Here is a 19,932-nt window from a genome sequence, read left to right as displayed (position 1 = left end):
TCTCAGCCAGCCGCGCGGCGGCATGCCGACGACGGCAGCGATCCGGTCCGAGCGGTTTTAGCTGCGCCCCCTGGCACAGGCGATCTATGAGGGTGGTATCTTCGATGTCGAATTCGCTTTTATCCAGCGAAGCCAGCGAACTTGATTTGCTGAATGAACGTCCGTTTACTCAAACGGATCATGAAATCCTGAAATCCTATGAAGCGGTGGTCGACGGGCTGGCGATGTTGATCGGCGGCCACTGTGAGATCGTATTGCACGCGCTGGAAGACCTGAACAGCTCGGCGGTGCGCATCGCCAACGGGGAACACACCGGGCGCAAAATCGGCTCGCCGATCACCGACCTGGCGCTGCGCATGCTGCACGACATGGCCGGCGACGACAGCAGCGTGTCGAAAGCCTACTTTACCCGCGCCAAGAGCGGCGTGTTGATGAAATCGGTGACCATTGCCATTCGCAATCGCGAGCAGCGGGTGATCGGCTTGCTGTGCATCAACATGAACCTCGACGTGCCGTTCTCGCAGATCATGCAGACTTTTATGCCGCCGGCCACGCAGGACGTGCCGTCGTCGGTGAATTTCGCTTCTTCCGTCGACGATCTGGTGGCGCAGACGCTGGAGTTCACCATCGAAGAGGTGAACGCCGACCGCTCGGTGTCCAATAACGCCAAGAATCGCCAGGTGGTGCTCAACCTCTATGAGAAAGGCATCTTCGATATCAAGGATGCGATCAATCAGGTGGCGGATCGCCTGAATATCTCCAAACACACCGTGTATCTGTACATCCGCCAGTTCAAGAGCGGCGATCTGTTGGGAAGCGACCGTTGATGCTCGATTATTGTCTGTTGGTCACCGGCCCGGCTTACGGCACTCAGCAGGCCAGCAGCGCCTATCAGTTCGCTCAGGCTTTGCTGGCGAAAGGGCACCGGCTTTCCAGCGTTTTTTTCTACCGTGAAGGGGTGTTGAACGCCAACCAACTGACCGCGCCGGCCAGCGACGAATTCGACCTGGTGCGCGGCTGGACGCAGCTGGCGCAGCAACACGGCGTGGCGCTCAACGTCTGCGTTGCTGCCGCGCTGCGCCGTGGCGTCACCGACGAGCAGGAGGCGGCGCAACAGGGGCTGGCAAGCGCCAACCTGCAGCCCGGCTTTACCCTGAGCGGGCTGGGTTCCCTGGCCGAAGCGTCGCTGAGTTGCGACCGTCTGGTGCAGTTCTGAGGATATGATGAAACGAGTCGCTTTTGTTTTCACCCACGGGCCGCACGGCGGTGCCGGCGGCAGGGAAGGGCTGGATGCGCTGCTTGCCACATCGGCGCTCAGTGAGGATTTGGGGGTGTTTTTTGTCGGCGATGGCGTATTGCAGCTGTTGCCGGGCCAGCAACCGGAAAAAATCTTGGCGCGCAATTACATCGCCACCTTCGGCGTGCTGCCGTTGTATGACGTGGAGCGCTGCTATCTATGCCAGGCTTCGCTGCAGGAGCGTGGGCTGAGTCAGGTGACCGATTGGGTGCTGGATGCCGAAGTGCTGGCGCCGGATGAATTGCGCCGCCAATTGGCCGGTTACGACGCCGTGATGACGTTTTAGGATCTTCTGATGCTGTATACCCTGAGCCATTCGCCAAACCAATGTGACTTACCTGCGCTGCTGCGCCTGGCGGCGGAGGGCGACGCGCTGTTGCTGCTACAGGACGGCGTGCTTGCAGGCCTTGCCGGCAGCGCTCATCTTGAATTGCTGCTCGCCGCCCCCATATCCCTTTATGCGCTGCAGGATGACCTGGAAGCCCGGGGATTGGTTGGTCATTTTTCGCACAAAATCACTGTCATCGGCTATAATCACTTCGTTGAATTAACCGAACAACACCGCAGCCAAATGGCCTGGTAATGAGAGTGATGTTGTATATTTCTTGACACCCATACTGGTCAGCCCTAAAATTCTGCGTCCTCGTACTCTGCCAATAGTGCATACGAGGGGATTTATCACATGTTTACGAAGCTAGTACGAAGCAAAAACCAGGAGCTTTTTTAATGGCAACAATTAACCAGCTGGTTCGCAAACCACGCTCTGTGAAGGCTGCTAAAAGCAACGTTCCAGCGCTGGAAGCCTGCCCGCAGAAACGTGGCGTATGCACCCGCGTATATACCACTACCCCGAAAAAACCAAACTCCGCACTGCGTAAAGTTTGCCGTGTGCGTTTGACCAACGGTTTCGAAGTGACTTCCTACATCGGTGGCGAAGGCCACAACCTGCAGGAACACTCCGTAATCCTGATCCGTGGCGGTCGTGTAAAAGACCTGCCAGGTGTGCGTTACCACACCGTCCGTGGTGCACTTGACTGCTCCGGTGTTAAAGACCGTAAGCAAGCTCGTTCCAAGTACGGCGTGAAGAAGCCAAAGGCTTAATGGTTCTCCGTTAAGTAAGGCCAAACGTTTTAACTTTAATGTCAAAATAAACTCGTAGAGTTTTGGACAATCCTGAATTAACAACGGAGTATTTCCATGCCACGTCGTCGCGTAATCGGCCAACGTAAAATCCTGCCAGATCCTAAGTTCGGATCTGAGCTGCTGGCCAAATTTGTAAATATCCTGATGGTAGACGGTAAAAAATCTACTGCAGAAGCAATCGTCTATACCGCGCTGGAGACCCTGGCTCAGCGTTCTGGTAAAGATCACCTGGAAGCTTTCGAAGTCGCTCTCGACAACGTTCGCCCGACTGTAGAAGTTAAGTCGCGTCGCGTTGGCGGTTCTACTTATCAGGTACCAGTTGAAGTCCGCCCGGTTCGTCGTAATGCTCTGGCAATGCGTTGGATCGTTGATGCTGCACGTAAACGCGGTGATAAATCCATGGCTCTGCGCCTGGCGAACGAGCTGTCTGACGCAGCAGAGAACAAAGGTTCTGCTGTTAAGAAGCGTGAAGACGTTCACCGTATGGCCGAAGCCAACAAGGCGTTCGCCCACTACCGCTGGTAATCACCTGGCTGTAGTCATGCTAACCAAGCGGGCGCGTCAAATCGGCCCGCTTGGGTTAACTGAACTTGAACGCCCTAGGAATAGAGGAATCAAATGGCTCGTACAACACCCATTGCACGCTACCGTAACATCGGTATCAGTGCTCACATCGACGCCGGTAAAACCACCACTACCGAACGTATTCTGTTCTACACCGGTGTAAACCACAAAATCGGTGAAGTTCATGACGGCGCTGCCACCATGGACTGGATGGAACAGGAGCAGGAGCGTGGTATTACCATCACTTCTGCAGCGACTACTGCTTTCTGGTCTGGTATGGCCAAGCAGTTCGAACCGCATCGCGTAAACATCATCGACACCCCAGGGCACGTTGACTTCACCATCGAAGTAGAACGTTCCATGCGTGTGCTGGATGGCGCGGTAATGGTTTACTGTGCTGTTGGTGGTGTTCAGCCACAGTCTGAAACCGTATGGCGTCAGGCTAACAAATACAAAGTGCCACGTATCGCGTTCGTTAACAAAATGGACCGTATGGGCGCTAACTTCCTGAAAGTTGTTGGCCAGATCAAATCTCGTCTGGGCGCTAACCCTGTTCCTCTGCAGCTGGCTATCGGCGCAGAAGACAAATTCACCGGCGTTATCGACCTGGTGAAAATGAAGGCGATCAACTGGAACGAAGAAGACGCAGGCGTAACCTTCGAATACGAAGACGTCCCGGCTGACATGATGGATCTGGCTGAAGAATGGCGCCAGAACCTGATCGAGTCCGCTGCGGAAGCTTCCGAAGAGCTGATGGAAAAATACCTGGGCGGCGAAGAGCTGACCGAGGAAGAAATCAAAGCAGCTCTGCGTCAGCGCGTACTGAACAACGAAATCATCCTGGTTACCTGTGGTTCTGCGTTCAAGAACAAGGGCGTGCAGGCGATGCTGGATGCGGTAATCGAATACCTGCCGGCACCAACTGACGTTCCTGCGATCAACGGTATCCTGGACGACGGTAAAGACACTCCGGCTGAGCGTCACGCAAGTGATGACGAGCCGTTCTCTGCGCTGGCGTTCAAAATCGCTACCGACCCGTTCGTAGGTAACTTGACCTTCTTCCGCGTGTACTCCGGCGTTGTTAACTCCGGCGACACCGTGCTGAACTCCGTTAAGTCTGCGCGCGAGCGTTTTGGCCGTATCGTTCAGATGCACGCCAACAAGCGTGAAGAGATCAAAGAAGTTCGCGCAGGCGACATCGCCGCTGCGATCGGTCTGAAAGACGTGACCACCGGGGACACCCTGTGTGATCCAGACTCTCCAATCATCCTGGAGCGTATGGAATTCCCTGAGCCGGTAATCTCTATCGCCGTTGAACCGAAAACCAAAGCTGACCAAGAAAAAATGGGTCTGGCTCTGGGCCGTCTGGCTAAAGAAGACCCGTCGTTCCGCGTATGGACTGACGAAGAGTCTAACCAGACCATCATCGCCGGTATGGGTGAACTGCACCTCGACATCATCGTTGACCGCATGAAGCGTGAATTCAACGTTGAAGCTAACGTGGGCAAACCTCAGGTAGCTTACCGCGAAGCGATTCGCGCGAAGATTACCGACGTTGAAGGTAAGCACGCCAAGCAGTCTGGTGGTCGCGGTCAGTACGGTCACGTTGTGATCGACATGTACCCACTGGAGCCGGGCTCTAACCCGAAAGGTTACGAGTTCGTCAACGACATCAAAGGTGGTGTAATTCCTGGCGAATACATCCCTGCCGTTGATAAAGGCATCCAGGAGCAGCTGAAGTCTGGTCCGTTGGCTGGTTACCCGGTAGTAGACATGGGTATTCGTCTGCACTTCGGTTCTTACCACGACGTTGACTCCTCTGAACTGGCGTTTAAACTGGCCGCGTCTATCGCCTTTAAAGAAGGCTTTAAGAAAGCGAAACCAGTTCTGCTTGAGCCTATCATGAAGGTTGAAGTTGAGACTCCAGAAGAGAACACCGGTGACGTTATCGGTGACTTGAGCCGTCGTCGCGGCATGCTGCGCGGTCAGGAATCTGAAGTGACTGGCGTTAAGATCCACGCTGAAGTACCGTTGTCCGAAATGTTCGGCTACGCAACTCAGCTGCGTTCTCTGACTAAAGGTCGCGCATCATACACCATGGAATTCCTGAAGTATGATGATGCACCGAACAACGTCGCTCAGGCCGTAATCGAAGCCCGTGGCAAATAAGCCGCAGGGTTAAAACCAAAGTCCCGTGCTCTCTCCAGAAGGGGAGAGCGCTATAGTAAGGAATATAGCCGTGTCTAAAGAAAAATTTGAACGTACAAAACCGCACGTTAACGTTGGTACTATCGGCCACGTTGACCACGGTAAAACTACCCTGACTGCAGCGATCACCACCGTTCTGGCTAAAACCTACGGCGGTTCTGCACGTGCTTTCGACCAGATCGATAACGCGCCAGAAGAAAAAGCTCGTGGTATCACCATCAACACCTCTCACGTTGAGTATGACACCCCGACTCGTCACTACGCGCACGTTGACTGCCCAGGGCACGCCGACTACGTGAAAAACATGATCACCGGTGCTGCTCAGATGGACGGCGCGATCCTGGTAGTAGCTGCGACTGACGGCCCAATGCCTCAGACTCGTGAGCACATCCTGCTGGGTCGTCAGGTTGGCGTTCCTTTCATCATCGTATTCATGAACAAATGCGACATGGTTGATGATGAAGAGCTGCTGGAACTGGTAGAAATGGAAGTTCGCGAACTGCTGTCCGCGTACGACTTCCCAGGCGATGACCTGCCAGTGATCCGCGGTTCCGCGCTGAAAGCGCTGGAAGGCGAAGCTGAGTGGGAAGCGAAAATCATCGAACTGGCCGAAGCCCTGGACAGCTACATCCCAGAGCCAGAGCGTGCTATCGACAAGCCGTTCCTGCTGCCAATCGAAGACGTATTCTCCATCTCCGGTCGTGGTACCGTTGTTACCGGTCGTGTTGAGCGCGGTATCATCAAAGTTGGCGAAGAAGTTGAAATCGTTGGTATCAAAGACACCGTTAAGTCTACCTGTACTGGCGTTGAAATGTTCCGCAAACTGCTGGACGAAGGCCGTGCTGGTGAGAACGTAGGTGTTCTGCTGCGTGGTATCAAACGTGAAGAAATCGAACGTGGTCAGGTACTGGCTAAACCAGGCTCCATCAAGCCGCACACCCAGTTCGAATCTGAAGTGTACATCCTGAGCAAAGATGAAGGTGGTCGTCACACGCCATTCTTCAAAGGTTACCGTCCACAGTTCTACTTCCGTACTACTGACGTGACCGGTACCATCGAACTGCCAGAAGGCGTAGAGATGGTAATGCCAGGCGACAACGTGAACATGGTTGTCACCCTGATTCACCCAATCGCGATGGACGACGGTCTGCGTTTCGCAATCCGTGAAGGCGGCCGTACTGTAGGCGCTGGTGTTGTTGCTAAAGTTATCGCTTAATCGCGAATAATTTTTCGACACAAAAAAGGGGCACTTCGGTGCCCTTTTTTTATGCAATTTGCTCAAATCTTAATTGAAATAAAAACCATTCCTATTTAGACTCAATGCATTGGTTAAGAAGTGAGTCTCTCTATGTATGTATGTCTGTGTAATGCGGTGACTGACAAAGCGATCCGTAATGCGGTGCGTCAGCACAATCCCCATACCATGAAGCAGCTGCGTGAACTTGTGCCGATTGGTACCGATTGTGGAAAGTGCATTCGTCAGGCAAGACAGATTATGGTGGAGGAACGCGGAACTATCATCCCAATGCATGAAGTTGCCTAACAAAGGGTAAGGTTATTTTTGACTCTTGGCTTACAGGTTCTACACTTTTAGAACTGGCCAGGAGGAGTTACCTATGAAAGGCGATAAAAAGATCATTGCTCACCTCAACAAGCTGCTCGGCAACGAGCTGGTTGCCATCAATCAATATTTCCTGCACGCCCGCATGTTCAAGAATTGGGGCTTAATGCGCCTCAACGACAAGGAATACCACGAGTCGATCGACGAAATGAAACATGCCGATCGCTACATCGAGCGTATCCTGTTCCTGGAAGGGCTTCCTAACCTGCAAGATCTCGGCAAGCTGAACATCGGCGAAGACATTGAAGAGATGCTGCGTTCCGATCTGGCTCTGGAGCTGGCTGGTGCCAAGAACCTGCGTGAAGGTATCGCCTATGCCGATTCTATTCACGATTATGTCAGCCGCGATTTGATGATCGATATCCTGGCCGATGAAGAAGAACATATCGACTGGCTGGAAACCGAGCTGGACCTCATCGCTCGCCTCGGTATTCAAAACTATGCCCAGGCGCAGGTTTTGGAGCGCAAAGAGTAAAGCCTTCAGCCTATTCGCCATTGCCTCTCCTGCCGGCGGCCGTTTTCACGGCGGGGCAGGGGAGAGCTCAACCCGCCCTAAGCATAATTCATTCCCTGCTCACCGTGCTAACCCACAAACTGACACTGAACGCGCAAAAATGACGATTTCCTGAGCATATTTCCAACTGCGGCTTGCTTCCTGGGCCATTTTGCGTATAATGCGCGGGCTTACCTAATCTTGGTAAGCCTGATTTTAGCGAATCAGTCGATTGGCAGGCCTTTTTTGCCTTTCGAACAATACTCCCGATATGGGGGTTATATGTTGACGATTACACTCCCCCATCAATCGAAATGGGTGTGAGGAGTAATTATTTACGTTTATAAATAATTGGAGCTCTGGTCTCATGCAGAACCAAAGAATCCGTATCCGCCTGAAAGCGTTTGATCATCGTCTGATCGATCAATCAACCGCGGAAATCGTCGAGACTGCAAAGCGCACTGGTGCGCAAGTCCGTGGTCCGATCCCGCTGCCAACTCGCAAAGAGCGCTTTACCGTTCTGATCTCTCCGCACGTCAACAAAGACGCGCGCGATCAGTACGAGATTCGCACTCACAAGCGTCTGGTTGACATCGTTGAGCCAACCGAGAAAACCGTTGATGCTCTGATGCGTCTGGATCTGGCTGCCGGTGTAGACGTGCAGATCAGCCTGGGTTAATCAGGTCATTGAGCGATTGAGAGGTTGAAACAATGATTGGTTTAGTCGGTAAAAAAGTGGGTATGACCCGTATCTTCACTGAAGATGGCGTTTCTATCCCAGTAACCGTAATTGAAATTGAAGCGAACCGCGTGACTCAGGTTAAAAGCCTGGACACCGACGGTTACCGTGCCGTTCAGGTTACCACTGGTAGCAAAAAAGCTAACCGTGTAACCAAGCCGGAAGCGGGCCATTTCGCTAAAGCTGGCGTTGAAGCTGGCCGTGGTCTGTGGGAATTCCGCCTTGAAGAAGGTCAAGAGTTCGCTGCAGGTCAGGAAATTAGCGTAGAAATCTTCGCTGACGTTAAAAAAGTCGATGTTACCGGTACTTCTAAAGGTAAAGGTTTTGCTGGCACTGTTAAGCGCTGGAACTTCCGTACCCAAGACGCTACCCACGGTAACTCCTTGTCTCACCGCGTTCCGGGTTCTATCGGTCAGAACCAGACTCCGGGCAAAGTGTTCAAAGGCAAGAAAATGGCTGGCCACCTGGGTGATGAGCGCGTAACCGTTCAGAGCCTGGACGTAGTACGTGTTGACGCTGAGCGCAACCTGCTGCTGGTTAAGGGTGCTGTACCGGGCGCAACCGGTGGCAACCTGATCGTTAAACCAGCTGTGAAGGCGTAAGGGGATAGCAATGGAATTAGTATTGAAAGACGCGCAAAGCGCGCTGACTGTTTCCGAAACTACCTTCGGTCGTGATTTCAACGAAGCGCTGGTACACCAGGTTGTTGTTGCTTATGCAGCAGGTGCCCGTCAAGGTACTCGTGCTCAGAAGACCCGTGCTGAAGTAACTGGTTCCGGCAAAAAGCCATGGCGTCAGAAAGGCACCGGCCGTGCGCGTTCAGGTTCTGTAAAGAGCCCGATCTGGCGTTCAGGCGGCGTGACCTTTGCTGCTAAGCCACAGGACCACAGTCAGAAAGTAAACAAAAAGATGTACCGCGGCGCGCTGAAAAGCATCCTGTCCGAGCTGGTACGTCAAGATCGTCTGATCGTTGTCGAGAAGTTCTCTGTAGAAGCGCCTAAAACTAAGCTGCTGGCACAGAAACTGAAAGATATGGCTCTGGAAGACGTGCTGATCGTGACCGGTGAACTGGATGAGAATCTGTTCCTGGCAGCTCGCAACCTGTACAAGGTTGACGTGCGCGATGTAGCAGGTATCGATCCGGTTAGCCTGATCGCCTTCGACAAAGTGGTTATGACTGCTGATGCTGTGAAGCAAGTTGAGGAGATGCTGGCATGATCCGTGAAGAACGTTTGCTGAAAGTGCTGCGTGCACCGCACGTATCTGAAAAAGCATCCGCTGCGATGGAAAAAAGCAACACCATCGTTCTCAAAGTTGCCAAAGACGCGACCAAAGCAGAAATCAAAGCTGCAGTGCAGAAACTGTTTGAAGTCGAAGTCGAAGACGTGAACACCCTGGTAGTTAAAGGGAAAGTGAAGCGTCACGGTCAGCGTGTTGGTCGTCGTAGCGACTGGAAAAAAGCTTACGTCACCCTGAAAGAAGGCCAGAATCTGGACTTCATCGGCGGCGCAGAGTAAGTCGGAGGAGTAAGAACAATGGCAATTGTTAAATGTAAACCTACATCTCCGGGTCGTCGCCACGTTGTTAAAGTGGTTAACCCTGAGCTGCACAAGGGTAAACCTTATGCCCCGCTGCTGGAAAAACTGAGCAAAAGCGGTGGTCGTAACAACAATGGCCGTATCACCACCCGTCATATCGGTGGTGGCCACAAGCAACATTATCGTCTGGTTGACTTCAAGCGCAACAAAGACGGTATCCCTGCTGTGGTTGAGCGTCTGGAGTACGATCCGAACCGTTCCGCGAACATCGCGCTGGTTCTGTACAAAGACGGCGAACGCCGTTACATCCTGGCGCCGAAAGGCCTGAAAGCTGGTGACCAGATTCAATCTGGCGTTGATGCTGCAATCAAAGCGGGCAACACCCTGCCGATGCGCAACATTCCAGTTGGTTCAACGGTTCACAACGTAGAAATGAAACCAGGTAAAGGCGGCCAGATGGCTCGCTCCGCTGGTGCCTACGTTCAGATCGTTGCTCGTGATGGTTCCTACGTAACTCTGCGTCTGCGCTCTGGCGAAATGCGTAAAGTTCCAGCTGATTGCCGCGCCACCCTGGGTGAAGTCGGTAACGCTGAACACATGCTTCGCGTTCTGGGTAAAGCAGGTGCTGCACGTTGGCGTGGTGTTCGTCCTACCGTTCGCGGTACGGCGATGAACCCGGTAGATCACCCGCACGGTGGTGGTGAAGGTCGTAACTTTGGTAAGCACCCGGTAACTCCGTGGGGCGTTCAGACCAAAGGTAAGAAGACCCGTAGCAACAAGCGTACTGATAAGTTCATCGTACGTCGCCGTAGCAAAAAATAATTAGAGGATAAGCCATGCCACGTTCTCTCAAGAAAGGTCCTTTTATTGACCTGCACTTGCTGAAGAAGGTAGAGAAAGCGGTGGAAAGCGGTGACAAGAAGCCTTTGCGCACTTGGTCCCGTCGTTCAACGATCTTTCCTAACATGATCGGTTTGACCATCGCTGTCCATAATGGTCGTCAGCACGTACCAGTGTTCGTTTCCGATGAAATGGTCGGTCACAAACTGGGTGAATTCGCGCCGACTCGTACTTATCGCGGCCATGCGGCTGATAAAAAAGCTAAAAAGCGCTAAGGTAGGAGGAAGAGATGGAAACTATCGCTAAACATCGCCACGCTCGTTCTTCTGCTCAGAAGGTTCGCCTTGTTGCTGACCTGATTCGCGGTAAGAAAGTGTCGCAAGCTCTGGAAACTCTGACCTACACCAACAAGAAAGCTGCTGGTCTGGTTAAGAAAGTGCTGGAGTCTGCCATTGCTAACGCAGAACACAACGATGGCGCTGACATCGATGATCTGAAAGTTACGAAAATCTTCGTAGACGAAGGCCCAAGCATGAAGCGCATTATGCCGCGTGCGAAAGGTCGTGCAGATCGCATCCTGAAGCGCACCAGCCACATTACTGTGGTTGTGTCCGATCGCTGAGACTCTGGAGACTAGCAATGGGTCAGAAAGTACATCCTAATGGTATTCGCCTGGGTATTGTCAAACCTTGGAACTCTACTTGGTATGCGAATACCAAAGAATTCGCTGACAACCTGGACAGCGACTTTAAAGTTCGTCAATTCCTGACTAAGGAACTGTCGAAAGCTTCCGTTTCTCGCATCGTTATCGAGCGTCCTGCGAAGAGCATCCGTGTGACCATTCACACTGCTCGCCCAGGCATCGTTATCGGCAAGAAAGGTGAAGACGTCGAAAAACTGCGCAAGGTCGTAGCGGACATCGCTGGCGTTCCTGCACAGATCAACATCGCCGAAGTCCGTAAACCGGAACTCGACGCTAAATTGGTTGCTGACAGCATCACTTCTCAGCTGGAACGTCGCGTTATGTTCCGTCGTGCTATGAAGCGTGCAGTACAGAACGCAATGCGTCTTGGCGCTAAAGGTATCAAAGTTGAAGTAAGCGGCCGTCTTGGCGGCGCTGAAATCGCACGTACCGAATGGTACCGCGAAGGTCGTGTTCCATTGCACACTCTGCGTGCGGACATCGACTACAACACATCTGAAGCGCACACCACTTATGGTGTAATCGGCGTTAAGGTATGGATCTTCAAAGGTGAGATCCTGGGTGGTATGGCTGCAGTTGAACAACCGGAACCGGCTGCTCAACCTAAAAAGCAGCAGCGTAAAGGCCGCAAGTAAGGAGAGTCGCTGATGTTACAACCAAAGCGTACAAAATTCCGTAAGGTGCACAAGGGCCGCAACCGTGGTCTGGCGCAAGGTACGGATGTTAGCTTCGGCACTTTCGGTCTGAAAGCTGTTGGCCGTGGCCGTCTGACTGCTCGTCAAATCGAAGCAGCTCGTCGTGCAATGACTCGTGCAGTTAAGCGTCAAGGCAAGATCTGGATCCGTGTATTCCCGGACAAACCGATCACCGAGAAGCCGCTGGAAGTGCGTATGGGTAAAGGTAAGGGTAACGTGGAGTATTGGGTTGCCCTGATCCAGCCTGGTAAGGTCCTGTACGAAATGGACGGCGTGCCAGAAGAGGTTGCCCGCGAGGCATTCAAACTGGCAGCAGCGAAACTGCCGATCAAAACCACCTTTGTAACTAAGACGGTGATGTAATGAAAGCACAAGAGCTGCGTGAAAAAAGCGTTGAAGAGCTGAATGCCGAGCTGCTCAACCTGCTGCGTGAGCAATTCAACTTGCGCATGCAGGCGGCCAGTGGCCAGCTGCAACAAACTCACCTGTTGAAACAAGTGCGTCGTGACGTCGCACGCGTTAAGACTTTACTGACTCAAAAGGCGGGTGTGTAAATGACTGAAGTTATCCGTACCCTGCAGGGTCGTGTTGTTAGCGATAAAATGGAGAAATCCATCGTTGTTGCTATCGAACGTACTGTGAAGCACCCGATCTATGGGAAATTCATCAAACGTACGACCAAGCTGCACGTACATGACGAGAACAACGAATGTGGTACCGGCGACGTGGTGGAAATCCGCGAATGCCGCCCACTGTCCAAGACTAAGTCCTGGACGTTGGTTCGCGTTGTAGAGAAAGCGATTCTGTAATAGAGTAGCTGGCTCTCACTTAATAAACGGCTCAGAAAATGAGCCGTTTATTTTTTCTACCCATACCAAGTAAGCGGTGTTATAATGCTGCGCCCTCGGTTATGGGGCTTTTCAACGGCCTAATTTTTACTTGGGTCTTTAAAGTAGTAGTTGACATTAGCGGAGCACTAAAATGATCCAAGAACAGACTATGCTGAACGTCGCCGACAACTCCGGTGCACGTCGCGTAATGTGTATCAAGGTTCTAGGTGGCTCGCACCGTCGCTACGCAGGCGTCGGCGACATCATCAAAATTACCATCAAGGAAGCAATTCCTCGCGGTAAGGTGAAGAAAGGCGATGTTCTGAAGGCGGTAGTGGTGCGCACCAAGAAGGGTGTACGTCGCCCGGACGGTTCTGTCATTCGCTTCGATGGCAATGCATGCGTTATTTTGAACAATAACAGCGAGCAGCCTATCGGTACGCGTATTTTTGGGCCGGTAACTCGTGAACTGCGTAATGAGAAGTTCATGAAAATTATCTCTCTGGCACCAGAAGTACTCTAAGGAGCGAACATGGCAGCGAAGATCCGTCGTGATGACGAAGTTATCGTGATTACCGGGAAAGACAAAGGTAAGCGCGGTAAAGTAAAAAATGTCCTGTCTGCTGGCAAGGTCATTGTTGAAGGCATCAACCTGGTTAAGAAACACCAGAAGCCGGTTCCGGCTCTGAACCAACCAGGCGGCATTGTTGAAAAAGAAGCTGCAATTCAGGTTTCTAACATTGCTATCTTCAACGCGGCTACCGGCAAGGCTGACCGTGTAGGCTTTAGATTCGAAGACGGCAAAAAAGTCCGTTTCTTCAAGTCTAACAGCGAAACTATCAAGTAATTTGGAGTAATACGATGGCGAAACTGCATGATTACTACAAAGACGAGGTAGTCAAACAACTGATGTCTCAGTTTGATTACAACTCTGTCATGCAAGTCCCTCGGGTCGAGAAGATCACCCTGAACATGGGTGTTGGTGAAGCGATTGCTGACAAGAAACTGCTGGATAACGCCGCAGCGGACCTGGCAGCTATCTCCGGTCAAAAACCGTTGATCACCAAAGCCCGCAAATCTGTTGCAGGCTTCAAAATCCGTCAGGGCTATCCGATCGGCTGTAAAGTAACTCTGCGTGGCGAACGCATGTGGGAGTTCTTTGAGCGTCTGATCTCCATTGCTGTTCCACGTATCCGTGACTTCCGTGGCCTGTCCGCCAAGTCATTCGATGGCCGTGGCAACTACAGCATGGGCGTGCGTGAGCAAATCATCTTCCCAGAAATCGACTACGACAAAGTCGATCGCGTTCGTGGTTTGGATATTACCATTACCACTACTGCGAAATCTGATGATGAAGGCCGCGCGCTGCTGGCTGCTTTTAACTTCCCGTTCCGCAAGTAAGGCAGGGTTACTGATGGCTAAGCAATCAATGAAAGCACGCGAAGTCAAGCGCGTGAAATTAGCTGACAAGTTCTTTGCAAAACGCGCTGAACTGAAAGCTATTATCTCTGATGTGAACGCATCCGATGAAGATCGTTGGAATGCCGTTCTCAAGCTGCAAACTCTGCCGCGTGATTCCAGCCCGTCTCGTCAGCGTAAACGCTGCCGCCAAACTGGCCGTCCACATGGTTATGTGGGCAAATTCGGGTTGAGCCGTATTAAGCTTCGTGAAGCCGCTATGCGCGGTGAAGTACCAGGCTTGAAAAAGGCTAGCTGGTAATTACCAATTGAATCACGGGAGTAAAGACAGATGAGCATGCAAGATCCGATCGCGGATATGCTGACCCGTATCCGTAACGGTCAAGCCGCGAACAAAGTTGCGGTCACCATGCCTTCCTCCAAGCTGAAAGTGGCAATTGCCAACGTGCTGAAGGAAGAAGGTTTTATTGAAGATTTCAAAATCGAAGGCGACGCCAAGCCTGTTCTGGAACTGGTACTGAAGTACTTCCAGGGCAAAGCTGTGGTAGAAAGCATTCAACGTATCAGCCGTCCAGGTCTGCGCATCTACAAGAAAAAAGATGAGCTGCCAAAAGTTATGGCCGGTTTGGGTATCGCTGTTGTTTCTACCTCTAAAGGTGTTATGACCGATCGTGCAGCTCGCCAGGCTGGTCTTGGTGGCGAGATTATCTGCTACGTAGCTTAATTCGGGAGGAAAGAATGTCTCGTGTTGCAAAAGCACCCGTCGTCATTCCTGCCGGCGTAGAGGTAAAACTCAACGGTCAGGTTATTTCGATTAAGGGTAAAAACGGCGAGTTGACTCGTACTATCCACGACGCCGTTGAAGTGAAGCAAGAAGCTAACGCACTGACTTTCGCTCCGCGCGAAGGTTTTGCTAACGCATGGGCTCAAGCGGGTACCACGCGCGCTCTGCTGAACGCAATGGTTGTTGGTGTTACCGAAGGCTTCACCAAAAAGCTTCAACTGGTAGGTGTTGGTTATCGTGCTGCCGTTAAAGGCAACGTGGTGAATTTGGCCCTGGGCTTCTCTCACCCTATCGATCACCAGCTGCCGGCAGGTATCACTGCTGAATGCCCAAGCCAAACTGAAATCGTGCTGAAAGGCGCTGATAAGCAGGTTATTGGCCAGGTAGCAGCAGATCTGCGCGCTTACCGTCGTCCTGAGCCTTACAAAGGCAAAGGTGTTCGTTACGCCGACGAAGTCGTGCGTACCAAAGAGGCTAAGAAGAAGTAAGGTAACACTATGGATAAGAAATCTGCTCGTATCCGTCGTGCGACCCGCGCACGCCGCAAGCTCCAAGAGCTGGGTGCAACCCGCCTGGTGGTACATCGTACCCCGCGTCATATTTACGCACAGGTGATTGCTCCAAACGGTTCTGAAGTACTGGTAGCCGCTTCTACTTTAGAAAAAGCTATCGCGGAGCAACTGAAGTATTCCGGTAACAAAGACGCAGCAGCAGCCGTAGGTAAAGCTCTGGCTGAGCGCGCGTTGGAAAAAGGGATTGCGAAAGTATCCTTTGACCGTTCCGGTTTCCAATATCATGGTCGAGTCCAGGCACTGGCAGATGCTGCCCGTGAAGCTGGCCTTCAGTTCTAAGGAAGAGGTTTAAGATGGCTCACATCGAAAAACAAGCTGGCGAACTGCAGGAAAAGCTGATCGCGGTAAACCGCGTATCTAAAACCGTAAAAGGTGGCCGTATTTTCAGCTTTACCGCACTGACTGTAGTTGGTGATGGTAACGGTCGCGTTGGTTTTGGCTACGGCAAAGCACGCGAAGTTCCAGCAGCGATCCAGAAAGCGATGGAAAAAGCCCGTCGCAACATGATGAACGTCGCGCTGAACAGCGGCACCCTGCAGCACCCTGTTAAGGGCGCTCACACGGGTTCTCGCGTGTTCATGCAGCCTGCTCATGAAGGTACCGGTATCATCGCGGGTGGTGCAATGCGCGCCGTTCTCGAAGTTGCTGGGGTGCACAACGTATTGGCTAAAGCTTATGGTTCCACCAACCCGATCAACGTGGTTCGTGCAACTATCGACGCTCTGGCGAATATGAAGTCTCCTGAAATGGTCGCTGCTAAGCGTGGTAAATCCGTTGCCGACATTCTGGGGTAATTGACCATGGCTAAGACTATTAAAGTTACACAAACTCGCAGCTCAATTGGCCGTCTGCCGAAGCATAAAGCTACTCTGCTCGGTCTGGGTCTGCGTCGTATTGGTCACACCGTAGAGCGCGAGGATACTCCTGCTGTTCGCGGTATGGTCAACCTGGTTTCCTACATGGTTAAAGTTGAGGAGTAACAGATGCGTTTAAATACTCTGTCTCCGGCTGAAGGTGCCAAGCATGCGCCTAAGCGTGTAGGTCGTGGTATTGGTTCTGGCCTGGGTAAAACCGGCGGCCGTGGTCACAAAGGTCAGAAGTCTCGTTCTGGCGGTGGCGTACGTCGTGGTTTTGAAGGTGGTCAGATGCCTCTGTACCGTCGTCTGCCGAAATTCGGCTTCACTTCACGCAAAGCGATGATCACGGCAGAAGTTCGTCTGTCTGAACTGGCTCTGGTTGAAGGCGATGTTATCGACCTGAACGCGCTGAAAGCCGCTAACGTAGTTGGTGTCCAGATCGAATTCGCGAAAGTTGTACTTTCTGGCGAAGTCGCTCGTCCGGTAACCCTGCGTGGTCTGCGTGTCACCAAAGGCGCTCGTGCTGCTATCGAGGCTGCTGGCGGTAAAATTGAGGAATAAGTAGCAGATGGCTAAGCAACCAGGATTAGATTTTCAAAGTGCTAAAGGCGGGCTCGGCGAGCTGAAGCGCAGACTTTTGTTTGTCATCGGCGCGCTGATTGTCTTCCGCATCGGCTCTTTCATTCCGATTCCTGGTATCGATGCCACTGTGCTTGCCAAATTGCTTGAGCAGCAGAGAGGCACTATCATTGAAATGTTTAACATGTTCTCTGGTGGTGCCCTCAGCCGTGCTTCTATCTTTGCTCTGGGGATCATGCCGTATATCTCGGCATCGATCATTATCCAGCTGCTGACGGTGGTTCATCCAGCGTTGGCGGAAATCAAGAAAGAAGGGGAGGCTGGCCGTCGCAAGATTAGCCAGTACACCCGTTACGGTACGCTGGTATTGGCCATATTCCAGTCGATTGGTATTGCTACCGGTCTGCCGAATATGCCTGGTATGCAGGGCCTGGTGTTAAACCCAGGCTTTGCATTCTACTTTACTGCGGTTGTGAGCCTGGTAACCGGGACAATGTTCCTGATGTGGCTGGGTGAGCAGATTACTGAGCGCGGTATCGGCAACGGTATCTCGATCATTATCTTCGCGGGTATTGTAGCGGGGCTCCCGCCGGCAGTGGCCCATACTATCGAGCAAGCGCGGCAAGGCGACCTGCACTTCCTCCTGCTGCTGTTGGTTGCAGTATTGGTGTTTGCAGTAACCTTCTTCGTTGTTTTCATCGAGCGTGGTCAACGTCGTATCGTCGTTAACTATGCGAAGCGTCAACAAGGTCGTCGTGTTTATGCAGCACAGAGTACACATTTACCGTTGAAAGTGAACATGGCGGGTGTTATCCCGGCGATTTTCGCTTCCAGCATTATTCTGTTCCCGGCCACGATTGCATCATGGTTTGGGGGCGGTACCGGTTGGAACTGGCTGACTACGATTTCGCTGTATTTGCAGCCAGGGCAACCGCTTTATGTGTTACTCTATGCGTCTGCAATCATCTTCTTCTGTTTCTTCTACACGGCGTTGGTTTTCAACCCGCGTGAGACAGCAGATAACCTGAAGAAGTCCGGTGCCTTCGTACCAGGAATTCGTCCGGGAGAGCAAACGGCGAAGTATATCGATAAAGTAATGACGCGTTTAACCCTGGTGGGCGCGATGTACATTACTTTCATCTGCCTGATCCCGGAGTTCATGCGTGATGCAATGAAAGTACCATTCTACTTTGGTGGTACCTCGCTACTGATCGTGGTTGTCGTCATCATGGACTTTATGGCTCAAGTGCAAACTCTGATGATGTCAAGTCAGTACGAGTCTGCATTGAAGAAAGCAAATCTGAAAGGCTATAACCGCTAGTCAGATTCGTTTGAGAAGTTACGGAGAGTAAAAATGAAAGTTCGTGCTTCCGTCAAGAAATTATGTCGTAACTGCAAAATCGTTAAGCGTAACGGTGTCGTTCGTGTGATTTGCAGCGCCGAGCCGAAGCATAAACAGCGTCAAGGCTGATTATCTCGCATATTTTTCTTGCAAAGTTGGGTTGAGCTGGCTAGATTAGCCAGCCAATCTTTTGTATGTCGCACTGCAACATTATTTGAGTATCCTGAAAACGGGCTTTTCAGAATGGTGTTGCTGTATAAAATAGTAGGAGTGCATAGTGGCCCGTATAGCAGGCATTAACATTCCTGATCATAAACATACCGTTATCGCCTTAACGTCGATCTTCGGTATCGGTAAAACCCGTTCACAGGCTATCTGTGCATCCACGGGTATTGCTGAAAATGTTAAGATCAGTGAGCTGTCTGAAGAGCAAATCGAAAAGCTTCGTGATGCAGTTGCCAAATACACCGTTGAGGGTGATTTGCGTCGTGAAATTACCCTGAGCATCAAGCGTCTTATGGACCTTGGTTGCTATCGTGGTTTGCGTCATCGTCGTGGTCTGCCGGTACGCGGTCAGCGCACCAAGACCAACGCTCGTACCCGTAAGGGTCCGCGCAAGCCGATCAAGAAATAATCGGGGTTATTGAATAATGGCAAAGGCACCTGTTCGTACACGTAAGCGTGTAAGAAAGCAAGTCTCTGACGGCGTGGCTCATATCCATGCTTCTTTCAACAACACCATCGTTACCATCACTGATCGTCAGGGTAATGCTTTGGGTTGGGCAACAGCCGGTGGTTCCGGTTTCCGTGGTTCTCGTAAGTCCACTCCGTTCGCAGCACAGGTTGCAGCAGAACGTTGTGCCGACGCAGTAAAAGAATACGGTATCAAGAACCTGGAAGTTATGGTTAAAGGACCTGGTCCTGGTCGTGAGTCTACTATCCGCGCTCTGAACGCGGCTGGTTTCCGCATCACTAATATTACTGATGTGACTCCGATCCCTCATAACGGTTGTCGTCCGCCGAAAAAGCGCCGCGTGTAACGCAGCTTTTAGGATTGTTGGAGAAAGAAAATGGCAAGATATTTGGGTCCTAAGCTCAAGCTGAGCCGTCGTGAGGGCACAGACCTGTTCCTTAAGTCTGGCGTTCGCGCGATCGATTCCAAGTGTAAAATTGAACAAGCACCTGGTCAGCACGGTGCGCGTAAACCGCGTCTGTCTGATTACGGTGTTCAGTTGCGTGAGAAGCAGAAAGTTCGCCGTATGTACGGCATTCTGGAGCGTCAATTCCGTAACTATTACAAAGAAGCAACCCGCCTGAAGGGCAACACCGGTGAAAACCTGTTGCAGCTGCTGGAAGGTCGTCTGGACAACGTTGTTTACCGTATGGGCTTCGGCGCTACTCGTGCAGAGTCACGTCAGCTGGTTAGCCACAAAGCAGTTATGGTAAACGGTCACGTTGTTAACATCGCTTCTTATCAGGTATCTCCGAATGACGTAGTCAGCATCCGCGAGAAAGCTAAAAAGCAGTCTCGTGTTAAAGCTTCTCTGGAGCTGGCTGAGCAGCGTGAAAAGCCGACTTGGCTGGAAGTTGATGCTGCTAAGATGGAAGGCGTGTTCAAGCGTATGCCTGAACGTACCGATCTGTCTGCGGACATTAACGAACACCTGATCGTCGAGCTTTACTCCAAGTAAAGCTTAGTACCAAAGAG

At 51.9% G+C, this 19,932-nt stretch carries 36 protein-coding genes; all 36 read left to right on the top strand.

The window, feature by feature from the left end; genetic code table 11:
• Window positions 1–104 precede the first annotated feature (104 nt).
• The 36 genes from ACSJLU_RS22970 (at window position 105) to rpsD (ending at window position 19,915) form a co-directional block, all read left to right on the top strand.
• Window positions 105–827: a helix-turn-helix transcriptional regulator gene (locus ACSJLU_RS22970; RefSeq protein ID WP_004930418.1), complete on the top strand. Its 723-nt coding sequence runs from the start codon at window positions 105–107 to the stop codon at window positions 825–827.
• Window positions 827–1,216, top strand: a complete 390-nt coding sequence (gene tusD, locus ACSJLU_RS22965; RefSeq protein ID WP_033636259.1) for a sulfurtransferase complex subunit TusD — start codon at window positions 827–829, stop codon at window positions 1,214–1,216. The genes ACSJLU_RS22970 and tusD overlap by 1 nt, the downstream gene beginning before the upstream one ends.
• A 7-nt stretch (window positions 1,217–1,223) precedes the next feature.
• A complete protein-coding gene (gene tusC / locus ACSJLU_RS22960; RefSeq protein ID WP_025304500.1) occupies window positions 1,224–1,583 on the top strand; it encodes a sulfurtransferase complex subunit TusC in 360 nt (119 codons plus the stop codon).
• A 9-nt stretch (window positions 1,584–1,592) separates the two neighbouring features.
• Window positions 1,593–1,880 (top strand): sulfurtransferase complex subunit TusB, encoded by a 288-nt coding sequence (gene tusB, locus ACSJLU_RS22955; protein WP_025304499.1) that lies wholly within the window; start codon window positions 1,593–1,595, stop codon window positions 1,878–1,880.
• Between the two features lie 143 nt (window positions 1,881–2,023).
• On the top strand, window positions 2,024–2,398 hold the full coding sequence (gene rpsL / locus ACSJLU_RS22950) for a 30S ribosomal protein S12 (RefSeq protein ID WP_004930426.1): 375 nt from the start codon (window positions 2,024–2,026) through the stop codon (window positions 2,396–2,398).
• A gap of 96 nt (window positions 2,399–2,494) precedes the next feature.
• Entirely contained in the window at window positions 2,495–2,965 is a 471-nt protein-coding gene (gene rpsG, locus ACSJLU_RS22945) for a 30S ribosomal protein S7 (RefSeq protein ID WP_004956203.1), read from the top strand.
• Window positions 2,966–3,058: 93 nt separating this feature from the next.
• A complete protein-coding gene (gene fusA, locus ACSJLU_RS22940; RefSeq protein ID WP_025304497.1) occupies window positions 3,059–5,173 on the top strand; it encodes an elongation factor G in 2,115 nt (704 codons plus the stop codon).
• A 70-nt stretch (window positions 5,174–5,243) separates the two neighbouring features.
• A complete protein-coding gene (gene tuf, locus ACSJLU_RS22935) occupies window positions 5,244–6,428 on the top strand; it encodes an elongation factor Tu (RefSeq protein WP_015376315.1) in 1,185 nt (394 codons plus the stop codon).
• Window positions 6,429–6,560: 132 nt separating this feature from the next.
• Entirely contained in the window at window positions 6,561–6,755 is a 195-nt protein-coding gene (gene bfd, locus ACSJLU_RS22930) for a bacterioferritin-associated ferredoxin (RefSeq protein ID WP_015379266.1), read from the top strand.
• Window positions 6,756–6,828: 73 nt separating this feature from the next.
• Complete coding sequence (gene bfr, locus ACSJLU_RS22925; RefSeq protein WP_060424586.1) at window positions 6,829–7,308, top strand: bacterioferritin; 480 nt, start codon at window positions 6,829–6,831, stop codon at window positions 7,306–7,308.
• A gap of 385 nt (window positions 7,309–7,693) precedes the next feature.
• Window positions 7,694–8,005, top strand: coding sequence for a 30S ribosomal protein S10 (rpsJ, locus tag ACSJLU_RS22920; protein WP_001181005.1), 312 nt, complete (start codon window positions 7,694–7,696; stop codon window positions 8,003–8,005).
• Window positions 8,006–8,037: 32 nt separating this feature from the next.
• Window positions 8,038–8,667, top strand: coding sequence for a 50S ribosomal protein L3 (gene rplC, locus ACSJLU_RS22915; protein ID WP_015379265.1), 630 nt, complete (start codon window positions 8,038–8,040; stop codon window positions 8,665–8,667).
• 10 nt (window positions 8,668–8,677) lie between these two features.
• Entirely contained in the window at window positions 8,678–9,283 is a 606-nt protein-coding gene (rplD, locus tag ACSJLU_RS22910; protein WP_004929779.1) for a 50S ribosomal protein L4, read from the top strand.
• Complete coding sequence (gene rplW, locus ACSJLU_RS22905) at window positions 9,280–9,582, top strand: 50S ribosomal protein L23 (RefSeq protein ID WP_004951179.1); 303 nt, start codon at window positions 9,280–9,282, stop codon at window positions 9,580–9,582. The genes rplD and rplW overlap by 4 nt, the downstream gene beginning before the upstream one ends.
• 18 nt (window positions 9,583–9,600) lie before the next feature.
• Window positions 9,601–10,425 carry a 50S ribosomal protein L2 gene (gene rplB / locus ACSJLU_RS22900; protein WP_004929775.1) on the top strand — a complete coding sequence of 275 codons (825 nt, stop codon included), beginning with the start codon at window positions 9,601–9,603 and terminating at the stop codon, window positions 10,423–10,425.
• Window positions 10,426–10,439: 14 nt separating this feature from the next.
• Window positions 10,440–10,718, top strand: coding sequence for a 30S ribosomal protein S19 (gene rpsS, locus ACSJLU_RS22895; protein ID WP_004929772.1), 279 nt, complete (start codon window positions 10,440–10,442; stop codon window positions 10,716–10,718).
• A 14-nt stretch (window positions 10,719–10,732) separates the two neighbouring features.
• Window positions 10,733–11,065 carry a 50S ribosomal protein L22 gene (rplV, locus tag ACSJLU_RS22890; RefSeq protein ID WP_002223844.1) on the top strand — a complete coding sequence of 111 codons (333 nt, stop codon included), beginning with the start codon at window positions 10,733–10,735 and terminating at the stop codon, window positions 11,063–11,065.
• A gap of 17 nt (window positions 11,066–11,082) precedes the next feature.
• Entirely contained in the window at window positions 11,083–11,781 is a 699-nt protein-coding gene (gene rpsC, locus ACSJLU_RS22885; protein WP_004929766.1) for a 30S ribosomal protein S3, read from the top strand.
• Window positions 11,782–11,793: 12 nt separating this feature from the next.
• A complete protein-coding gene (rplP, locus tag ACSJLU_RS22880; protein WP_004929764.1) occupies window positions 11,794–12,204 on the top strand; it encodes a 50S ribosomal protein L16 in 411 nt (136 codons plus the stop codon).
• Window positions 12,204–12,395, top strand: coding sequence for a 50S ribosomal protein L29 (gene rpmC, locus ACSJLU_RS22875; protein ID WP_004929762.1), 192 nt, complete (start codon window positions 12,204–12,206; stop codon window positions 12,393–12,395). Before rplP ends, rpmC begins: the two co-directional genes overlap by 1 nt.
• A complete protein-coding gene (rpsQ, locus tag ACSJLU_RS22870; protein WP_004929760.1) occupies window positions 12,396–12,650 on the top strand; it encodes a 30S ribosomal protein S17 in 255 nt (84 codons plus the stop codon).
• Window positions 12,651–12,822: 172 nt separating this feature from the next.
• A complete protein-coding gene (gene rplN, locus ACSJLU_RS22865; protein ID WP_000613954.1) occupies window positions 12,823–13,194 on the top strand; it encodes a 50S ribosomal protein L14 in 372 nt (123 codons plus the stop codon).
• 9 nt (window positions 13,195–13,203) lie between these two features.
• Window positions 13,204–13,518 carry a 50S ribosomal protein L24 gene (rplX, locus tag ACSJLU_RS22860; protein ID WP_004929758.1) on the top strand — a complete coding sequence of 105 codons (315 nt, stop codon included), beginning with the start codon at window positions 13,204–13,206 and terminating at the stop codon, window positions 13,516–13,518.
• A 14-nt stretch (window positions 13,519–13,532) separates the two neighbouring features.
• Complete coding sequence (gene rplE, locus ACSJLU_RS22855; RefSeq protein ID WP_004929756.1) at window positions 13,533–14,072, top strand: 50S ribosomal protein L5; 540 nt, start codon at window positions 13,533–13,535, stop codon at window positions 14,070–14,072.
• Window positions 14,073–14,085: 13 nt separating this feature from the next.
• On the top strand, window positions 14,086–14,391 hold the full coding sequence (rpsN, locus tag ACSJLU_RS22850) for a 30S ribosomal protein S14 (RefSeq protein ID WP_004929754.1): 306 nt from the start codon (window positions 14,086–14,088) through the stop codon (window positions 14,389–14,391).
• Between the two features lie 30 nt (window positions 14,392–14,421).
• On the top strand, window positions 14,422–14,814 hold the full coding sequence (rpsH, locus tag ACSJLU_RS22845; protein WP_004929753.1) for a 30S ribosomal protein S8: 393 nt from the start codon (window positions 14,422–14,424) through the stop codon (window positions 14,812–14,814).
• Window positions 14,815–14,828: 14 nt separating this feature from the next.
• Window positions 14,829–15,362 carry a 50S ribosomal protein L6 gene (gene rplF / locus ACSJLU_RS22840; protein ID WP_004929751.1) on the top strand — a complete coding sequence of 178 codons (534 nt, stop codon included), beginning with the start codon at window positions 14,829–14,831 and terminating at the stop codon, window positions 15,360–15,362.
• 9 nt (window positions 15,363–15,371) lie between these two features.
• Entirely contained in the window at window positions 15,372–15,725 is a 354-nt protein-coding gene (rplR, locus tag ACSJLU_RS22835; RefSeq protein WP_004929748.1) for a 50S ribosomal protein L18, read from the top strand.
• A gap of 14 nt (window positions 15,726–15,739) precedes the next feature.
• Window positions 15,740–16,240 carry a 30S ribosomal protein S5 gene (gene rpsE / locus ACSJLU_RS22830; protein ID WP_004929747.1) on the top strand — a complete coding sequence of 167 codons (501 nt, stop codon included), beginning with the start codon at window positions 15,740–15,742 and terminating at the stop codon, window positions 16,238–16,240.
• 6 nt (window positions 16,241–16,246) lie between these two features.
• Window positions 16,247–16,426, top strand: a complete 180-nt coding sequence (gene rpmD / locus ACSJLU_RS22825; RefSeq protein WP_048232028.1) for a 50S ribosomal protein L30 — start codon at window positions 16,247–16,249, stop codon at window positions 16,424–16,426.
• 3 nt (window positions 16,427–16,429) lie between these two features.
• Window positions 16,430–16,864 (top strand): 50S ribosomal protein L15, encoded by a 435-nt coding sequence (gene rplO, locus ACSJLU_RS22820; RefSeq protein WP_004929742.1) that lies wholly within the window; start codon window positions 16,430–16,432, stop codon window positions 16,862–16,864.
• Window positions 16,865–16,871: 7 nt separating this feature from the next.
• Window positions 16,872–18,203, top strand: a complete 1,332-nt coding sequence (secY, locus tag ACSJLU_RS22815; RefSeq protein WP_004929740.1) for a preprotein translocase subunit SecY — start codon at window positions 16,872–16,874, stop codon at window positions 18,201–18,203.
• Between the two features lie 33 nt (window positions 18,204–18,236).
• Window positions 18,237–18,353, top strand: a complete 117-nt coding sequence (gene rpmJ / locus ACSJLU_RS22810; protein ID WP_002227352.1) for a 50S ribosomal protein L36 — start codon at window positions 18,237–18,239, stop codon at window positions 18,351–18,353.
• Between the two features lie 148 nt (window positions 18,354–18,501).
• A complete protein-coding gene (gene rpsM, locus ACSJLU_RS22805) occupies window positions 18,502–18,858 on the top strand; it encodes a 30S ribosomal protein S13 (RefSeq protein ID WP_004929734.1) in 357 nt (118 codons plus the stop codon).
• 16 nt (window positions 18,859–18,874) lie between these two features.
• Window positions 18,875–19,264 carry a 30S ribosomal protein S11 gene (gene rpsK / locus ACSJLU_RS22800; protein ID WP_004929731.1) on the top strand — a complete coding sequence of 130 codons (390 nt, stop codon included), beginning with the start codon at window positions 18,875–18,877 and terminating at the stop codon, window positions 19,262–19,264.
• A 30-nt stretch (window positions 19,265–19,294) separates the two neighbouring features.
• Window positions 19,295–19,915, top strand: coding sequence for a 30S ribosomal protein S4 (gene rpsD, locus ACSJLU_RS22795; protein ID WP_025304496.1), 621 nt, complete (start codon window positions 19,295–19,297; stop codon window positions 19,913–19,915).
• The last annotated feature ends 17 nt before the right edge of the window (window positions 19,916–19,932 follow it).

It is taken from the genome of Serratia bockelmannii (assembly GCF_051803255.1).
Taxonomy (GTDB): Bacteria; Pseudomonadota; Gammaproteobacteria; order Enterobacterales; family Enterobacteriaceae; genus Serratia; species Serratia bockelmannii.
The sequence above is the reverse complement of the archived record's forward strand: the minus strand, read 5'-3'. Positions and strand labels throughout refer to the sequence as shown.

What these genes read in the sequence shown, in the direction of transcription:
- ACSJLU_RS22970 (WP_004930418.1), top strand. Translation starts at nt 105, where the DNA reads ATGTCGAATTCGCTTTTATCCAGCGAAGCCAGCGAACTTGATTTGCTG.
- tusD (WP_033636259.1), top strand. Translation starts at nt 827, where the DNA reads ATGCTCGATTATTGTCTGTTGGTCACCGGCCCGGCTTACGGCACTCAG.
- tusC (WP_025304500.1), top strand. Translation starts at nt 1,224, where the DNA reads ATGAAACGAGTCGCTTTTGTTTTCACCCACGGGCCGCACGGCGGTGCC.
- tusB (WP_025304499.1), top strand. Translation starts at nt 1,593, where the DNA reads ATGCTGTATACCCTGAGCCATTCGCCAAACCAATGTGACTTACCTGCG.
- rpsL (WP_004930426.1), top strand. Translation starts at nt 2,024, where the DNA reads ATGGCAACAATTAACCAGCTGGTTCGCAAACCACGCTCTGTGAAGGCT.
- rpsG (WP_004956203.1), top strand. Translation starts at nt 2,495, where the DNA reads ATGCCACGTCGTCGCGTAATCGGCCAACGTAAAATCCTGCCAGATCCT.
- fusA (WP_025304497.1), top strand. Translation starts at nt 3,059, where the DNA reads ATGGCTCGTACAACACCCATTGCACGCTACCGTAACATCGGTATCAGT.
- bfd (WP_015379266.1), top strand. Translation starts at nt 6,561, where the DNA reads ATGTATGTATGTCTGTGTAATGCGGTGACTGACAAAGCGATCCGTAAT.
- bfr (WP_060424586.1), top strand. Translation starts at nt 6,829, where the DNA reads ATGAAAGGCGATAAAAAGATCATTGCTCACCTCAACAAGCTGCTCGGC.
- rpsJ (WP_001181005.1), top strand. Translation starts at nt 7,694, where the DNA reads ATGCAGAACCAAAGAATCCGTATCCGCCTGAAAGCGTTTGATCATCGT.
- rplC (WP_015379265.1), top strand. Translation starts at nt 8,038, where the DNA reads ATGATTGGTTTAGTCGGTAAAAAAGTGGGTATGACCCGTATCTTCACT.
- rplD (WP_004929779.1), top strand. Translation starts at nt 8,678, where the DNA reads ATGGAATTAGTATTGAAAGACGCGCAAAGCGCGCTGACTGTTTCCGAA.
- rplW (WP_004951179.1), top strand. Translation starts at nt 9,280, where the DNA reads ATGATCCGTGAAGAACGTTTGCTGAAAGTGCTGCGTGCACCGCACGTA.
- rplB (WP_004929775.1), top strand. Translation starts at nt 9,601, where the DNA reads ATGGCAATTGTTAAATGTAAACCTACATCTCCGGGTCGTCGCCACGTT.
- rpsS (WP_004929772.1), top strand. Translation starts at nt 10,440, where the DNA reads ATGCCACGTTCTCTCAAGAAAGGTCCTTTTATTGACCTGCACTTGCTG.
- rplV (WP_002223844.1), top strand. Translation starts at nt 10,733, where the DNA reads ATGGAAACTATCGCTAAACATCGCCACGCTCGTTCTTCTGCTCAGAAG.
- rpsC (WP_004929766.1), top strand. Translation starts at nt 11,083, where the DNA reads ATGGGTCAGAAAGTACATCCTAATGGTATTCGCCTGGGTATTGTCAAA.
- rplP (WP_004929764.1), top strand. Translation starts at nt 11,794, where the DNA reads ATGTTACAACCAAAGCGTACAAAATTCCGTAAGGTGCACAAGGGCCGC.
- rpmC (WP_004929762.1), top strand. Translation starts at nt 12,204, where the DNA reads ATGAAAGCACAAGAGCTGCGTGAAAAAAGCGTTGAAGAGCTGAATGCC.
- rpsQ (WP_004929760.1), top strand. Translation starts at nt 12,396, where the DNA reads ATGACTGAAGTTATCCGTACCCTGCAGGGTCGTGTTGTTAGCGATAAA.
- rplN (WP_000613954.1), top strand. Translation starts at nt 12,823, where the DNA reads ATGATCCAAGAACAGACTATGCTGAACGTCGCCGACAACTCCGGTGCA.
- rplX (WP_004929758.1), top strand. Translation starts at nt 13,204, where the DNA reads ATGGCAGCGAAGATCCGTCGTGATGACGAAGTTATCGTGATTACCGGG.
- rplE (WP_004929756.1), top strand. Translation starts at nt 13,533, where the DNA reads ATGGCGAAACTGCATGATTACTACAAAGACGAGGTAGTCAAACAACTG.
- rpsN (WP_004929754.1), top strand. Translation starts at nt 14,086, where the DNA reads ATGGCTAAGCAATCAATGAAAGCACGCGAAGTCAAGCGCGTGAAATTA.
- rpsH (WP_004929753.1), top strand. Translation starts at nt 14,422, where the DNA reads ATGAGCATGCAAGATCCGATCGCGGATATGCTGACCCGTATCCGTAAC.
- rplF (WP_004929751.1), top strand. Translation starts at nt 14,829, where the DNA reads ATGTCTCGTGTTGCAAAAGCACCCGTCGTCATTCCTGCCGGCGTAGAG.
- rplR (WP_004929748.1), top strand. Translation starts at nt 15,372, where the DNA reads ATGGATAAGAAATCTGCTCGTATCCGTCGTGCGACCCGCGCACGCCGC.
- rpsE (WP_004929747.1), top strand. Translation starts at nt 15,740, where the DNA reads ATGGCTCACATCGAAAAACAAGCTGGCGAACTGCAGGAAAAGCTGATC.
- rpmD (WP_048232028.1), top strand. Translation starts at nt 16,247, where the DNA reads ATGGCTAAGACTATTAAAGTTACACAAACTCGCAGCTCAATTGGCCGT.
- rplO (WP_004929742.1), top strand. Translation starts at nt 16,430, where the DNA reads ATGCGTTTAAATACTCTGTCTCCGGCTGAAGGTGCCAAGCATGCGCCT.
- secY (WP_004929740.1), top strand. Translation starts at nt 16,872, where the DNA reads ATGGCTAAGCAACCAGGATTAGATTTTCAAAGTGCTAAAGGCGGGCTC.
- rpmJ (WP_002227352.1), top strand. Translation starts at nt 18,237, where the DNA reads ATGAAAGTTCGTGCTTCCGTCAAGAAATTATGTCGTAACTGCAAAATC.
- rpsK (WP_004929731.1), top strand. Translation starts at nt 18,875, where the DNA reads ATGGCAAAGGCACCTGTTCGTACACGTAAGCGTGTAAGAAAGCAAGTC.
- rpsD (WP_025304496.1), top strand. Translation starts at nt 19,295, where the DNA reads ATGGCAAGATATTTGGGTCCTAAGCTCAAGCTGAGCCGTCGTGAGGGC.